Origin of the sequence: Magnetovibrio sp. (assembly GCF_036568125.1) — a bacterium.
GTDB lineage: Bacteria > Pseudomonadota > Alphaproteobacteria > Rhodospirillales > Magnetovibrionaceae > Magnetovibrio.
The window spans coordinates 1-15335 of record NZ_DATCTF010000014.1; the positions used below are offsets into that span (position 1 = coordinate 1).

The window sequence follows — 15335 nt, forward strand, 5'->3', positions numbered from 1 at the left end:
CTTCCTATACAGGAAGCCCCCGTTTCGCGTTTGGGTTTTTGCAAAACGCTCAGTTGACGGATTTGTCGCTGTTGGCGAGCCAATGCAACGCGTTGGATGCGTTCGCGAAGGATTCTGGGTCTTCGGCCTGCAACTGGTTCATTTTGTTGGATAAATCATAAAAAGTGGAAACCAGGCTTTCGGGCACGTGGGTGGCTACGTTGCAGTCTGAGGAGATCAGGCTGGGAGTCACTTCAGCGCGGATATTGGGCAGTCCTTGCACGGCGTTGATAGGGCGCACTTGCGTCATCATGGCTTTGACCACCGTCAGGAGGGACGAAAGGTCTTCCACCGTTTCGGCTTGTTCGATTTCTTCATGAAGATAATCGAGCATGTGGTGCAGGTTTTCCGGCGAATAATGCGTTTGGCTGGTTTTGCTCATAGCTTTTCCTTGTGCGAACAACCACCGTTGACGATCCTCATTGAGAGTGACCTTGAGCGGTGTAAAGTCGGTCGAGGCCGTTATGTCCTCATCGTGAAAAGTTGAGCATATGTGCGGGGGTTAGGGAGCTACGGAGACGCGTAGGTAGGTCGCAATTGCCGTCTACAGAGGTTCCACTGACTGCATACGTAAGATGAGTTATGTTGAGCGTGCGTATTCTTTGTTGTGGTGATAATATGAAGTGGTGCATTCTAGTGTGCTGACAACGATATAGAGAAACACTGGCAACGAATAAGAGAGCGACCAGTAGCGGTTTGGGATTTGGGGCTACTTCATGACCGTGGCGGAATTCATCGAGAAATCTCTTGGGATAGATGACCCTAATCGTCTGTTCGGGGCGTATTTGCAGGCTCTTTCCGAGTACGGCGTCGATCGGGTCATGTATCTTCCGGTTCGCAATACCCCTTACAGCAACGCGATGATGCCGGGGCTTTCACACTGCTATCCTGAAGATTGGCTGACATACTATGTCGAGCAGAATTATGCGCCGATCGACCCAACCCTCTTGCACGGCATGGGGGTCCGGGATGCATTTTCGTGGGAGGATATGAAGGCCTACCGCGACTTATCCTCACGGCAAATCCTGTTGATGAACCAAGGTAAAGAGGCTGGCCTAAACGATGGTGTCGGGGTGCCGTTGCACGGTCCTATGGGCGAAGTGTACGGCGTCGGCTTGGCGTCCAGCGAACCCAATCCAAGGTTGGCCCAACACCTCAAAGAGCTTCAGATCCTTTCGACGAACTTTCATGTTTTTTATGCCGCGATGCACGACGAAATGCGCAACGCCCATGGCGTTCAATTGACACCGCGCGAACTGGAAGTATTGAAATGGTGCGCCGCGGGTAAAAGCAACTGGTCGATCGGTGAAATTCTGAGCATTAGCGAACATGGCGTGGATTTCCATATGCGCAACATTTTGCGCAAATTGGATGCCGACAACCGCATCACGGCGGTGGTCAAGGCCATCCATAGCGGTCTCATTTCCCTTTAAAAGCGAAAATAACGCCTTGTCCTACGTCGGTACGTAGGTTCGAGCATCGCCAAACGTTGGCAAGCTAACCCTTGTAGTTTCGGGAACAAAGGGTTTTTGCCATGTCTATCGATTGCTTTAACATGACCACCGCTTATCTGTTCGGGGACGCTCTGGCCTCTCAGTTTCGGTTGCGAAAGCGCGTTTTTATTGATCGTCAAAATTATGCAGTGCCGAGTTGGAAGGGCATGGAGTTCGATCAATACGACACGCCAGCGACGCAATACTTCGTGTGGCGCGATGAAGAAGGCGAGGCTCGAGGTGTCGCCCGGTTAGCGCCGACAAGCTTGAAATATATGCTGGAAGAGATTTGGCCTGAAAAGATCACCGCCATCGACCTGCCGCATTCCGACCGCGTGTGGGAAGCCACCCGCTTTGGTGTCGACAACAACCTGCCTCCGCGGGTGCGCAACCAGATCGTCAAGGAACTGATTTGCGCATTGTTGGAATATGGCATCACTCATGGCATCGACAAAATCATCGGCCTGACGGCTGTTGCTGTCATTCGCAATGTTTTCATGCGCAATGGCTGGAGCGCCAAAATGGTCAGCCCGGTATGGCTCGAGGACGGTATCGAGGTGCAGGCGGGGTTGTTGCCGGTGTCCTTGGAAACGCTGCAAAACGTCCGGCGTCATACCCAGGTGGGCACCGTTTTGAACCTTCTGGGCGAAGACTTGGATGGCCGCGAGACCCGCGTCGCCGCTTAAGCTCGCAGCCCGTCGTTACAGACACCGGGGGGCGATTGCTCCCCGGTGTTGCTGTGTGAGCAGTCAGCCAGTTGGGAACTCATCGTACGGGTTCGGGAACGGAATGTGGACGTGAAGCACAAACGCGCTTAAAGGCTGGAAAAAAGGGAGCCTTGGTGTAATATCCCGGTCAAATTCGGGCGTAGAGTCGCGCGCCCTATGTTAAATTTTGTGAATGGGAAAACGTTTGCCATGTCCGATGCCCCGAAATACCGGCGTGTGATGCTGAAATTGTCGGGCGAGGGACTGATGGGGGACAAAGATTTCGGTCTTTGTACCGAAACCGTGAATCGCCTCGCCGATGAAATCAAGGCCGTGCACGATTTGGGCGTCCAAATCTGCTTGGTGATCGGGGCCGGCAATATCTTTCGCGGCGTATCAGCGGCTGCGTCGACGATCGAACGCACCAGCGCCGATTACATGGGCATGCTGGCCACCGTGATGAACGCCTTAGCAATGCAGAGCGCACTGGAAGCCAAAGGCGTCAATACCCGCGTACAATCGGCCATCCCTATGGATACCGTGTGCGAACCGTTCATTCGTCGCCGCGCAGTTCGCCATCTGGAAAAAAACCGCATCGTGATCTTCGCTGCAGGCACCGGCAACCCGTTCTTCACCACCGACACCGCCGCCGCGTTGCGCGCGATCGAGATGGGGGCTGATGCCTTGCTCAAGGGAACCCAAGTTGATGGCGTGTACAACGCCGATCCCAAGACCAACCCGGATGCGCTGCGCTATGACACGCTGAGCTATCAGCAGGTGTTGAGCCAGAACTTACGCGTCATGGACACCTCAGCGATTGCGCTGGCGCGCGACAATAAATTGCCGATTTTGGTGTTTTCACTGCATAAACCCGGCGGTTTCGTCGACGTCGTGCATGGTCGAGGCACTTATACCATCGTTGAATGATGCGCGCCGCGCCGGACAACAGCAATTGGCTGTCGGCTCGGATCGCGCTACAAGAACAGACCTAAGACTATAAGGGGATAAATCGTGGCGGACATTAACGCTTTGAAATCGGATCTGACGCGCCGCATGGAAGGCGCGATCGAGGTTCTTCACAAGGAGTTCAGCGGCCTACGCACGGGGCGTGCGTCGACGAGCCTGCTCGATCCCGTTACCGTGGAAGCTTACGGTCAGGCCATGCCTCTCAACCAAGTCGGCACCGTCGGGGTGCCCGAACCGCGCATGTTGACCGTGCAGGTGTGGGACAAAGGTATGGTCAAAGCGGTAGAAAAAGCCATCATGGACGCTGGCCTTGGTCTTAATCCGCAGGCCGACGGTCAGTTGGTCCGTATTCCGATTCCGCCGCTCAACGAAGAACGGCGCAAGGAATTGGCCAAGGTCGCGGGTAAATATGCTGAGGAAACCCGCGTTTCAGTGCGCAATGTCCGCCGTCACGGCATGGATGAGCTGAAGAAACTAGAAAAAGACGGCGCTATTTCCGAAGACGAACTGCATCAGTATTCCGATGAGATCCAAAAAATGACCGACGCCAGCGTGGCCAAGGTCGATCATGCGCTGGCGCACAAAGAAGAGGAAATCATGCAGGTCTAACGCGTTCTCTGCGCGTTTTGAAACTGCCGTGAGCATCAACGAGTAAGCAATTTATGCCCATAAAACCTCAATCCCAGAACGGCGACATTCATGTGCCGACGCACGTCGCCATTATCATGGACGGGAACGGTCGATGGGCGTCCGCACGTGGATTGCCGCGTACGGAAGGTCATCGCCAGGGCGCGGAATCCGTGCGTGCGGTGATCAAGGCCGCATCGCGCGCCGGTGTCGAATACCTGACACTGTTCGGGTTTTCCTCAGAAAACTGGAAACGTCCCTCCGGCGAGGTGATGGATTTGATGGGCCTGTTGCGACTATATCTCCGCAAAGAATTGGCCGAGTTGCACAAACAAGGCGTGCGCTTTCGCGTGATTGGCGAGCGCAGTCGTTTGGCGCCGGATATTCAGGCTTTGATCGAAGCGGCGGAAAACCGGACCCGCGATAACGTCGGTCTCACGCTGGTTCTGGCGCTCAGCTACGGTGGCCGCGCCGAAATCGCCAACACAGCCCGTGCGTTGGCCGAAAAAGTTCAAAATGGCGAATTGCTGCCGTCGGATATCGACGAGAACCTGTTCGCTTCGTCACTCGAAACCGCTGATATTCCCGACCCGGACCTCCTCATTCGCACCAGCGGCGAGCAACGCATCTCCAACTTCTTGTTGTGGCAGACGGCCTATACAGAGTTCGTGTTCACCGACACCCTGTGGCCGGACTTCCGCGCTGACGAATTTGAGGCTGCGCTGTCCGCGTTCCGTTCCCGCGATCGTAGGTACGGGGCCGTCGGTGTCTGACATTTTCAAAAAAGCCCTTGTGCTGCGTATTCTGTCGGCGTTGGTGTTGGCACCGTTGGTGTTGGCGACCGTACACTTCGGCGGCATCTACTATAACGTTCTGATCGGGGTTATGGGGCTGATCTTGGCTTCGGAATGGGCCAACATGGTCGGCCGCAGACCGGCCTGGATGGCGCTCGGCGTGCTTTACGTTGCGGTTTCCGTATGGGCATTGTGGCGTTTGCGTCTCGATCCCGAATGGGGCGATATGACGGTCTTTTGGTTGCTGGTGGTGGTGTGGGGCGCGGACACAGGCGGTTATGTGTTCGGCATGAGTTTGCGCGGCCCCAAACTGGCACCGTCCATCAGCCCCAACAAAACGTGGTCGGGATTTTTCGGCGGTACGTTGCTCGGTGCCTTGGCAGGGTGGGGCATGGTGTCTTATTTTCGCCCCGAAATCGCGTTAGAGATGGCAGCGTTTCAGATCGTCGCTTTCAGCGCCGTCATGGCGGTGGTCAGCCAAATCGGCGACTTGCTGGAAAGCTGGGTGAAGCGCCGTTTCGACGTTAAGGACAGTGGTGCGATTATCCCCGGTCATGGCGGCTTGTTCGACCGTGTCGACGGTTTGGTTGCGTCGGCCATCGTATTGGCCTTGATTAACATCGTATTGCAGGGCAACGTTCTGGTATGGCTGTCGTAAGTGCATCACAGAAAATACGACCCGACGCGAGTGCGCAACCGCGCTCGGTGAGCGTTCTCGGCTCGACCGGTTCGATCGGCTGCAACACAGTCGATTTGTTGATGCGCAATCCAGATACTTTTTGTGTCGAGGCATTGACCGGGAACCGCAATGTCACGCTGTTGGCCGAGCAGGCCGTGAAATTGGGAGCGCGCCAAGCAGTCATCGCCGACGAAAGCCTTTACAGCGAGTTGAAGTCGTTGCTTTCGGGAACCTCTGTCGAGGCTGCGGCCGGCGACGCTGCGGTGGTCGATGCGGCGGGGCGTCCCTCTGACATCGTGGTGGCGGCGATTGTCGGTACGGCAGGGCTCAAACCGACGCTGCAAGCCGCGCGACGCGGTGCATTGGTGGCTTTGGCCAACAAGGAAACCTTGGTGTCGGCTGGCGCGATCATGACTGAAGAGGTCAAATCTGGCGGTGCGACGCTCATTCCGGTCGACAGCGAGCACAGCGCGATCTTCCAGGTGTTCGACTTTGATCGCGCCGATGCCGTATCCAAGATCACGCTGACCGCATCAGGCGGCCCGTTTCGCGAAAAATCATTGGCCGAAATGGCCGCCATGACGCCCGAACAGGCCGTTGCACACCCCAATTGGGACATGGGCGCGAAAATCAGCATCGACAGCGCGACGATGATGAACAAAGGCCTTGAAATGATTGAGGCATTTCATCTTTTCCCGGTGGCGACGGACCAGATCGAAGTGCTTGTCCATCCCCAGTCGGTGATCCATTCGATGGTTTCTTACGTCGATGGCTCGGTGTTGGCGCAGTTGGGGACGCCAGACATGCGCACGCCGATCGCTTATGCCCTGGCATGGCCGGCGCGCATGGCTGCACCGTCGCCGACCTTGTCATTGGCTGAAATCGGTACACTCAGTTTCGAAGCGCCGGATATGAAGCGCTTTCCGGCCTTGCGGTTGGCCCGCGAAAGTCTGGAAGCGGGCCGTAGCGCGCCGACGGTTCTCAACGGTGCCAACGAGGTGGCCGTGGCGGCTTTCCTCAACCGCGAGATCGGATTTCTCGACATTGCTCACGTGGTTGAAACGGTGTTGGATGAGATGGGCGCCGTAACTCTCGGCGATATCGAAACGGTGTTCGCCATCGACGCCGAAGCCCGCGCGCGTACGGTTGCCGTAATCGCCAATAAATGATTCGTCTTAAACATTAACAAAACAGAGTAAGACGCTTAATAATATGGATTTTATAACCTTTATCCTCCAGTATGCTGTGCCGTTTCTCGCGATTTTAACGGTGCTTGTGTTCGTCCATGAACTGGGCCATTTTCTCCTGGCGCGGTGGAACGGCGTGAAGGTTGAGGTGTTCTCGGTCGGGTTCGGCAACGAGTTGTGGGGCTTTAACGACAAGCACGGCACCCGTTGGCGGTTGAGTTCGGTACCTTTGGGCGGCTACGTCAAGATGTTCGGCGAAGGTGACATGATCACCGGCGTTGACGACACTGAAGATCGTCCCATGACCGAGGATGAGAAAAAGGTTTCCTTCCATCACAAGAACCTGCGCCAACGCACCGCAGTGGTCGCTGCTGGACCGCTAGCGAATTTCCTGTTTGCGGTGCTGGTGTTTTGGGCCATCAATGCGGCGTTCGGTGTACCTACTCTTCTTTCGGCGGTGGGTGAGGTGATCGAAGACACCGCAGCCGAAGAGGCCGGTTTTCAGGCTGGCGATGTCATTTTATCGATTGATGGCCGTGCTATTACCGAATTCAACGAACTCAGCGAAATCGTGTCCGCCAATCCTCACGTCACCTTGAATTTTGAGGTGTTGCGCGGCGATGCGGTGTTGCATCTCAACGCCACCCCCCGGACCTGGAAAGACCCAGAAGCGGACGACGAAGAGTCCGAACACGCAAACACAGGGACCTCCAAAGGCTTGTTGGGTGTGCGTCCGTCCATGGAACATGTGCGTACGGAGCGAACCGGTATTTTCCACGGATTGGTGCTGGGCGTCGAGCAAACCTATTTTTTCACCGCCAACATTCTCGCCGGCTTGGGGGAGATGTTCTCGGGCGAGCGCAGCGCCAACGAATTGGGCGGGGTGCTATCCATCGCGCAGTTTTCCGGTGAAGCGGCCCAAGGCGGCATCGTCAGCACCTTGCGGTTTTTGGCGATCTTGTCGATCAACCTGGGCCTGATCAATTTATTCCCGGTTCCGGTTCTGGACGGGGGACATTTGGTCTTTTACATGGCCGAGGCTTTGCGTGGTAAGCCATTGAGTCAAAAGCTACAAGAATACAGTTTCCGTTTTGGTTTGGTTCTGGTATTGCTTCTTATGATATTTGCGACCTGGAACGACTTTGGGCGGCTTTTTGAAAAGTTCGGATGATCAATTCCGATCTGAACAAAACGCCCGAGGGCGGTTTTTGTCGTTTGGGGTTGGAGCCTTCGGGTGGTCATGAAGTCGAACACGCATAAAAATAAAATGACGAGGGTGGGGCACATCGTGCACAGGTGCGTATTTACTAAATTGATGGCTGTCATGATGCTGGGCGGGCTTTTGTTCGCCTACGCACCGTCCGCTCAGGCCCAAGAAAGTGACCGTATCGCGGCCATTGCCGTCGAAGGTGCTGCGCGCGTCGAGGCGGAAACCGTGCGTTCTTACCTTTTGGTCCGCGAGGGCGACAGCTTCGATCCATTGCGCATCGATCGTTCATTGAAGTCTTTGTTCTCTACCGGTTTGTTTGCCGACGTCTCGTTACGCCGGGAAGGTAACACCTTGGTCGTGGTGGTGTCGGAAAACCCGGTCATCAACCGTATCGCGTTTGAAGGCAACAATCGCATCAAGGATGAAGAGCTGGCGGCGGAAATCTCCTTGAAGCCCCGCGTGATCTACACCCGCTCGAAAGTTCAAAACGACGTCAACCGTATTCAGACCATTTACCAAAAAAGTGGTCGTTTCGCGGTGTCGGTCGAACCGAAAATCATTCAGTTGCCGCAAAATCGCGTCGATTTGGTCTACGAAGTGGACGAAGGCGCGCAGACCGAGGTGCAAAATATCCGTTTTGTCGGCAACCGCGTGTTCGACGACGGTGATTTGCAAGAGGTTGTTCGCACTCGTGAAACCCGCTGGTATCGTTTCCTTAGTTCTGACGACACGTACGATCCTGACCGCATCACGTTCGACCGCGAATTGCTTCGTCGGTTCTATCTGCAAAATGGCTATGCCGATTTCAAGGTTTTGTCCTCAATCGCGGAATTGACGCCGGATCGTAACCAATTCTTCATCACCTTCACGGTTGAAGAGGGGCGACGCTACAAATTCGGCGAAATCGATCTGAAGGCCGAATTGCGTGACCTCAAGGCCGAGGATGTGGCGGATAAGCTGCAGGTCGAAACCGGCGATTGGTACGATGCCACCGCCGTCGACGATACCGTTACGGCATTGACCGAGGCTGCGGGCAACCTGGGCTACGCGTTCGTCAATGTGCGCCCCAACGTGCAACGTAACGTCGAATCTGGTGAAATCGGGATCACGTTCGAAATCGAAGAAGGTCCACGTGTGTTCGTCGAACGCATCAACGTCACCGGTAACGTGCGTACCCTCGACGAGGTGGTGCGCCGTGAATTCCGCATCGTTGAAGGCGATGCTTTCAACGCTGCAAAATTGCGTCAATCTCTAACGCGCATCGAGGATTTGGATTTCTTCCAGAGCGTGAAGATGACCCAGACCCAGGGTTCGGCGCCGGATAAAGCCGTCGTCAATGTCGACGTGCAGGAAAAATCCACCGGATCGCTGTCCATCGGTGCAGGGTATTCGACCAGTTCGGGTGCGTTGGCGGAATTCGGAATCCGCGAACGCAATTTGTTGGGGCGCGGCCAGGATTTGAGCTTGAACCTGCGGGTGTCCGAGCGTCAAAGCCAGATTGATTTGAGCTTCACTGAACCGCATTTCATGAACCGCGACGTTAGCGCCGGGTTCGATTTGTTCAGCACCGAGACCGACAATCAGACGGCCAGTTCCTATAATACGAAAACCAACGGTGCAGGGGTGCGGTTCGGGTATCCGATCACCAGCCACCTCAAACAAGCTTGGCGCTATACGCTCAAGGCATCGCAGATTTCCGGTGTGCCGTCGACGGCGTCGATCTACGTGAAAAATCAGGCGGGCGACAAAACCTTGTCGGAAGTCGGACACACGCTGTCTTATGACCGTCGCAACAGCAAAGTCACGCCATCTGAAGGTTACGTTGTGCAGATGAACAACGATTTGGCCGGTTTGGGAGGCGATACCAACTATTTCCGCAACCAAGTCGTCGGCGCGCACTACTTCAAGATCGCGGACGGCTGGGTGACGACCACGCGCGGCAGCGCCGGTGTCATTATGGGCATCGGTCAGGATGTCGGCCTGTTGGATCGCTTCTTCGTCGGTGGCGACAATTTGCGCGGTTTTGAAATGGGCGGCATTGGTCCGCGCGACACCTCGTCGGACGATTCACTGGGGGGTGAGTTCATGTATACCGGCAGCGTGGAGCTTTCGGTGCCGTTGGGCCTGCCCAAGGAATTGGGTGTTTCGGGCAAAGTGTTTACCGATTTTGGTAGCCTGATGACGGTCAATCCCTCGGGCACCAATGTGGTCGATAACGGTTCCATTCGCTCTGCCGCTGGTGTTGGCGTCAGTTGGATATCACCGGTGGGCCCGATCAGCTTGGATTTCTCTCAAGCGATGTCCAAAGAAAGCTACGATAAAACTGAAACGATGCGTGTCAACTTTGGCACCAAATTCTAGGAGATGGCATTGACCCTCAAATCTATCGCGTTTTCGTGCGCAGTTCTGCTGGGTGCCTTGTCCTTTGCACCCGTGGTGTCCGCTCAAGATGCGGCTCCGAACGAAGACCCCCGCGGTGGTGTCGTGTATTGGGCCATTTTGGATACCGATGGTGTGTTCGCCGAGTCCAAGGCGATGAAGGACATCCACGAGCAAATGGCTAAGTATCAGGCTGAAATCCAAGCCGTGATCGACAAGGAAAAAGATGCCGTCCAGAAGGAAGAAGAAGAATTGATGCGCAAGCGCAATCTTTTGGCCCCGGAAGTGCTGGCCGAAGAGCGCAAGAAATTCCAAGACCGCATCGTGGGCTTGCAGCGCCGTGTTCAGGAAACGAACCTGAAACTCAATCAAGTGCGCGCCGAAGCTACCGAGAAGGTTACCGATGTCTATCGTTCGGTGGTCGCCGACGTGGTTAAGATCAACCAGATCAGCATGGTCTTCCAAAAAGCCCAGGTGGTTTACGCGGACCCTAAGCTCGACATCAGCGCAATTGTTCTCCAGGACTTGGACGCACGATTGCCGTCCGTTCAGGTTGCCAACCCCAACAAATAAAGGGGGGCGACGATGGCTGACGCCCGATTTTTCGTCAACGCCGGTCCATTTTCTCTGAGTCAACTGGCTTCGATCGCCGAAGCCGAGATTGCCGTGGGCGATCCTGAGGCCATGTTCGCTGACGTTCAGCCGTTGCAATCGGCGACGGCTGAACAGATCAGCTTTCTCGACAACAAGCTATACATCGATGCATTCGAGAACAGCACGGCAGGGGCGTGTCTGTGCGATCCCAAATATGTCGAACGCGCGCCCGACGGCATGGCGCTGCTGGTGACGACTGAGCCCTATCGTGCCTATGCACGCGTTGCGCAGGCTTTTTACCCACAACAAGCGCCCGTTCCCGGCATTCATCCCTCGGCAATTGTCAGCGATACGGCGGTCCTGGGGGTGGGGTGTCAAATCGAAGCCGGTGCGGTGATCGGCGATCACGCCGAAATCGGCGCCGCCTGTCGCATTGGCGCCAACAGCTATATCGGCACCGGTGTGGTGATGGGCGACGGCTGCGACGTCGGCCCAAACGTGACGATCCAGTGCGCGCTGATCGGAAAGGCGTGCGTGTTCCATCCCGGTGCGCGGATCGGACAAGACGGATTTGGTTTTGCGCCGGGTGCGGTGCACCTGAAAGTGCCGCAATTGGGCCGCGTGGTGATCGGTGACGGCGTCGACGTCGGCGCAAATGCCTGCATCGACCGGGGTACCGGTCCCGATACCGTGGTCGGTCCCGGCACCAAGATCGATAACTTGGTGCAAATCGGCCATAACGTTCAAATCGGGGCGGGGTGTTTGTTCCCGGCGTTGTCGGGTATCTCCGGCAGTACCAAGATCGGAAATTATGTCATGATGGGGGGCGCCACTGGAATCGCCGGCCATCTGCACATCGGTGACGGTGCGCGCATTGCCGCACAAAGTGGCGTGATGCGTGATGTCGAACCGGGTCAGACGGTGGCCGGTTCGCCAGCTTTGCCGGCCAAGGAATACTGGCGGCAGGTTGCCGCGTTGAAGAAACTGACAAGACCAAAGAAGGGGGCTTGAACATTGAGTTCCGAGACCGTGATTGACGTAAACCGGATCATGGAAATGATCCCGCACCGCTATCCGTTTTTGATGATCGACCGGGTCAAGGACGTGGTTCCCGACCACCAGGCCGTAGGTATCAAGAACGTCACCGCGAGCGAGCCGCATTTCCAAGGCCATTTCCCAAACCACCCGATTATGCCGGGGGTTCTGATCGTCGAAGCCATGGCCCAAACGGCGGCCGTTTTGGTGGTTGAAACCTTGGGCGCGGAAGCCGAGGGCAAACTGGTGTATTTCATGTCGGTCGACAACGCACGCTTTCGCAAGCCTGTAACCCCAGGCGACGTATTGGAAATCACCGTGACCAAGGTGCGTTCGCGCGGTAACGTTTATAAATTCGAAGGCAAAGCTCACGCCTCCGGCGTCTTGATGGCCGAGGCCGTCTTTTCCGCCATGATCATGGACAGCTGATATGACCAATATTCATCCCACCGCGATCATCGAAACAGGCGCGGAGTTGGGCGAAAACGTCACCGTGGGGCCGTACTCGATCGTCGGCGCGCAGGTCAAACTGGGCGACGGCGTGCGCCTGGAAAGCCATGTGGTGATCGGCGGCGACACCACCGTCGGCGCCAATACCCACATTTTTCCGTTTGCATCCATCGGTTTGCAACCGCAAGACCTGAAATTCAAGGGTGAACCTTCGCGCCTTGAAATCGGTTTCAACAACGTCATTCGCGAACACGTGACCATGAACCCCGGCACCGAAGGCGGCGGTCTTTTGACCCGCGTCGGCAACAACTGTCTGTTCATGGTCGGTGCGCACATCGCGCACGATTGCCAGATCGAAGACCATGTAATCTTGGTCAACAACGCCACCTTGGCGGGGCACGTGACAGTCGGCGAATTCGCCATCATCGGCGGCCTGTCGGCGGTTCATCAGTTCGTGCGTATCGGTAAGCACGCCATGCTGGGTGGGATGTCGGGGGTCGAAAGCGACGTCATTCCCTACGGCACCGTGACGGGCAACCGGGCGCATCTGTCGGGCCTCAATTTGGTTGGCTTGAAGCGTCGCGGCGTCGATCGGGAAACCATCCACGCATTGCGCAACGCCTACCGTTTGCTGTTCGCCCAAGAGGGCACCATGGCCGAACGTTTGCAAGACGTCGCGGAAATGTTCAAAGACAACGAACCGGTGATGGACATCATCCGTTTCATCGAAGGCAACGGTTCGCGCGCGATTTGCCAGCCGAAAATGGAAGATGCCGCCTGACGCGCCGAAACTGGGCATTCTGGCCGGTGGCGGGGAACTGCCGCGGCTGTTGATCCAGTCGTGCCGCGATCAGGGCCGCGGCGTGTTTGTGATCGCCTTCAAAGGCCAATGCGACGCGGAAACCGTCGAGGGTGTCGATCACGCATGGGTGCGGCTCGGTGCTGCAGGCGCATCGATCAAGTTGCTCAAGGATAACGGTGTCACCGAATTGGTCATGGCCGGTCATATTCGTCGTCCCTCCATGGCGGCATTGATGCCCGATGCGCGCGCCATCCGCTTTCTCGCCGGCGGGGCGATGAACAAGGGCGATGACGGATTGTTGCGGTCGATTATTTCAGGTTTGGAACGCGAAGAAGGCTTTCGCATGGTCGGCGTGCACGACGTGATGCCCGAATTGCTGTCGCCCGAAGGCCCCATCGGTCACATTGCGCCCAACGTCCAGGATCAACACACCATCGACGTCGCCGTCAAAGGCGCATTGGACTTGGGCGCGGCCGACAAAGGCCAGGCCGCCGTGGCCCTGGACGGCGCGATCGTCGCTTTGGAAGATCAAGACGGCACCGACGCCATGTTGCGGCGTCTGGGGAAATCGGGTCAGGCGCGAGGCGGAGTGCTCGCCAAAATGACCAAACCGGGTCAGGAACGCCGCGCCGACTTGCCCGCCATCGGTCAACTAACGGTGCAAAACGCCCACGCCGCCGGTCTCAAGGGCATCGTGGTCGAAGCGGGCGGCTCCATAATCGTCGGCCGTGGCGCGCTGGTAGAAACAGCCGATGCCTTAGGTCTGTTCGTCGTGGGGGTGACGCGGTGACGAATACGGAACGCGTGCCGTTGGTGTTTCTCATCGCCGGTGAAAATTCGGGCGACGCCTTGGGCGCGAGCTTGATGAAGGCGCTTAAGCTGAAAACAGATGGCCACATCCGCTTCGCCGGGGTCGGCGGCCCGGAAATGACCGCTCAAGGTCTGACCAGCCTGTTTCCCATGCAGGACTTGGCGGTGATGGGGGTGTTCGAGGTGCTGCCGCGCTTGGCACTGTTGCTGCGGCGCATGACGCAAACGACGGATGAGATCGAACGCCTCGCCCCCGACGCGGTGGTGAGCATCGATGCCCCAGATTTCTGTTTTCGCGTGATCAAGAAACTCAAGTCCCGCCGGGTGGACAGCCCCGTCATTCATTACGTCGCCCCGACCGTGTGGGCATGGCGCCCCAGCCGTGCGGCCAAGGTGGCGAAGTTTCTCGACCATCTGATGTGCCTGTTGCCGTTCGAGCCGCCGTATTTCCACCGCGAAGGCCTCGACGCCACCTTCGTCGGCCATCCGGTGGTGACGCAAACGTTTACGCCCGCCATGGGGGGGGAGTTTCGTGATCGCCACAACATCGCAGTCGATACCCCGGTTTTGTGCGTACTGCCGGGCAGTCGCAGCGGCGAGGTGTCGCGCTTGCTGGCGGTATTCGGCGAGACCGTGGAACGCTTGCAAGCCCAATTTCCTGCCCTTACGGTGATCATTCCCACCGTCGATCATGTGGCTGAAACGGTGCGCGCCACCGTCGCAGCGTGGAATACCCCCACCGTGGTGGTCGGCGCCAACGAAAAGCGCGCCGCCTTTTGCGCATCCGATGCCGCCTTGGCCGCCAGCGGTACGGTGAGTCTGGAATTGGCCATGGCCGGACTGCCGCACGTGATCGGCTATCGCGTCAACGCCTTGACCGCGTTTGTCGGCAAGATGCTGATCAAAACCCCGTATGTGAATTTGATCAATATCTGCTTGGGGCGCGAAGTGGTGCCCGAATTCATTCAGGAAAATTGCACCCCGGACAATCTGGCACGCGAAGTTGCGCGCCTACTGGACGACGAAGGCGCGCGGGAGGTACAACGTGCGCAAGCGGCGGATGCGTTGACACAGCTGGGCCGTGGCGGCCCACCACCGGGGGAACGCGCCGCGGATGTGGTGCTGGGCGTGATGAACAAGATGCACAAAAGGGAGGGATGAATGGATACCTCGAAGTTTCGTTTTCTGCACACCATGATCCGGGTGCTCGACCTGGATCGCTCGATCGATTTTTACACCCGCCATCTGGGCATGCAGGTGTTGCGCCGCAGCGACTATCCCGAAGGCAAATTCACCAACGTGTTTGTCGGCTATGGCGATGAAAATGCCAACGCGGTGATCGAACTCACCTACAACTGGGATCAAGAGACCCCGTATGAACTGGGCAGCGGCTTCGGTCATCTGGCGCTGGCGGTGCCCGACATTTACGCCGCCTGTGATGCGATGGAAAAAGAAGGCGTGTCCATCCCCCGTAAACCCGGACCGATGAAACACGGCACCACCGTGATCGCGTTCATCGAAGACCCTGACGGCTATAAGATCGAACTGATCGAACGGAAGTGA

The 15335-nt window shown here is 56.9% G+C and carries 17 protein-coding genes; 16 read left to right on the top strand and 1 reads right to left on the bottom strand.

The window, feature by feature from the left end:
- Positions 1-49: 49 nt before the first annotated feature.
- Positions 50-421, bottom strand: a complete 372-nt coding sequence (locus VIN96_RS11645) for a hypothetical protein (protein ID WP_331896395.1) — start codon at positions 419-421, stop codon at positions 50-52.
- Positions 422-755: 334 nt separating this feature from the next.
- Here VIN96_RS11645 and VIN96_RS11650 point away from each other — a divergent pair, with 334 nt between their 5' ends.
- The 16 genes from VIN96_RS11650 (at position 756) to gloA (ending at position 15335) form a co-directional block, all read left to right on the top strand.
- The gene (locus VIN96_RS11650) at positions 756-1472 is read left to right on the top strand and encodes a LuxR family transcriptional regulator (protein ID WP_331896396.1); all 717 of its coding nucleotides are present in this window, start codon (positions 756-758) and stop codon (positions 1470-1472) included.
- A 101-nt stretch (positions 1473-1573) separates the two neighbouring features.
- The gene (locus VIN96_RS11655; RefSeq protein WP_331896397.1) at positions 1574-2218 is read left to right on the top strand and encodes an acyl-homoserine-lactone synthase; all 645 of its coding nucleotides are present in this window, start codon (positions 1574-1576) and stop codon (positions 2216-2218) included.
- Positions 2219-2449: 231 nt separating this feature from the next.
- On the top strand, positions 2450-3166 hold the full coding sequence (gene pyrH, locus VIN96_RS11660) for a UMP kinase (RefSeq protein WP_331896398.1): 717 nt from the start codon (positions 2450-2452) through the stop codon (positions 3164-3166).
- Between the two features lie 126 nt (positions 3167-3292).
- Entirely contained in the window at positions 3293-3814 is a 522-nt protein-coding gene (frr, locus tag VIN96_RS11665; RefSeq protein ID WP_331896587.1) for a ribosome recycling factor, read from the top strand.
- Between the two features lie 53 nt (positions 3815-3867).
- Positions 3868-4605, top strand: coding sequence for an isoprenyl transferase (locus VIN96_RS11670; protein WP_331896399.1), 738 nt, complete (start codon positions 3868-3870; stop codon positions 4603-4605).
- Positions 4598-5284, top strand: a complete 687-nt coding sequence (locus VIN96_RS11675; protein WP_331896400.1) for a phosphatidate cytidylyltransferase — start codon at positions 4598-4600, stop codon at positions 5282-5284. The genes VIN96_RS11670 and VIN96_RS11675 overlap by 8 nt, the downstream gene beginning before the upstream one ends.
- A complete protein-coding gene (locus VIN96_RS11680; protein ID WP_331896401.1) occupies positions 5272-6474 on the top strand; it encodes a 1-deoxy-D-xylulose-5-phosphate reductoisomerase in 1203 nt (400 codons plus the stop codon). Before VIN96_RS11675 ends, VIN96_RS11680 begins: the two co-directional genes overlap by 13 nt.
- Before the next feature lie 43 nt (positions 6475-6517).
- On the top strand, positions 6518-7663 hold the full coding sequence (rseP, locus tag VIN96_RS11685) for an RIP metalloprotease RseP (RefSeq protein ID WP_331896402.1): 1146 nt from the start codon (positions 6518-6520) through the stop codon (positions 7661-7663).
- Between the two features lie 144 nt (positions 7664-7807).
- A complete protein-coding gene (gene bamA, locus VIN96_RS11690) occupies positions 7808-10063 on the top strand; it encodes an outer membrane protein assembly factor BamA (RefSeq protein WP_331896403.1) in 2256 nt (751 codons plus the stop codon).
- 9 nt (positions 10064-10072) lie between these two features.
- The gene (locus VIN96_RS11695) at positions 10073-10654 is read left to right on the top strand and encodes an OmpH family outer membrane protein (protein ID WP_331896404.1); all 582 of its coding nucleotides are present in this window, start codon (positions 10073-10075) and stop codon (positions 10652-10654) included.
- Between the two features lie 12 nt (positions 10655-10666).
- Positions 10667-11686: a UDP-3-O-(3-hydroxymyristoyl)glucosamine N-acyltransferase gene (lpxD, locus tag VIN96_RS11700; RefSeq protein WP_331896405.1), complete on the top strand. Its 1020-nt coding sequence runs from the start codon at positions 10667-10669 to the stop codon at positions 11684-11686.
- Positions 11687-11704: 18 nt separating this feature from the next.
- Positions 11705-12139: a 3-hydroxyacyl-ACP dehydratase FabZ gene (gene fabZ, locus VIN96_RS11705; protein WP_331896406.1), complete on the top strand. Its 435-nt coding sequence runs from the start codon at positions 11705-11707 to the stop codon at positions 12137-12139.
- A gap of 1 nt (position 12140) precedes the next feature.
- The gene (lpxA, locus tag VIN96_RS11710; protein ID WP_331896407.1) at positions 12141-12941 is read left to right on the top strand and encodes an acyl-ACP--UDP-N-acetylglucosamine O-acyltransferase; all 801 of its coding nucleotides are present in this window, start codon (positions 12141-12143) and stop codon (positions 12939-12941) included.
- Entirely contained in the window at positions 12931-13752 is an 822-nt protein-coding gene (locus tag VIN96_RS11715) for an LpxI family protein (protein ID WP_331896408.1), read from the top strand. The genes lpxA and VIN96_RS11715 overlap by 11 nt, the downstream gene beginning before the upstream one ends.
- On the top strand, positions 13749-14933 hold the full coding sequence (lpxB, locus tag VIN96_RS11720) for a lipid-A-disaccharide synthase (RefSeq protein WP_331896409.1): 1185 nt from the start codon (positions 13749-13751) through the stop codon (positions 14931-14933). Before VIN96_RS11715 ends, lpxB begins: the two co-directional genes overlap by 4 nt.
- Positions 14934-15335 (top strand): lactoylglutathione lyase, encoded by a 402-nt coding sequence (gene gloA / locus VIN96_RS11725; protein ID WP_331896410.1) that lies wholly within the window; start codon positions 14934-14936, stop codon positions 15333-15335.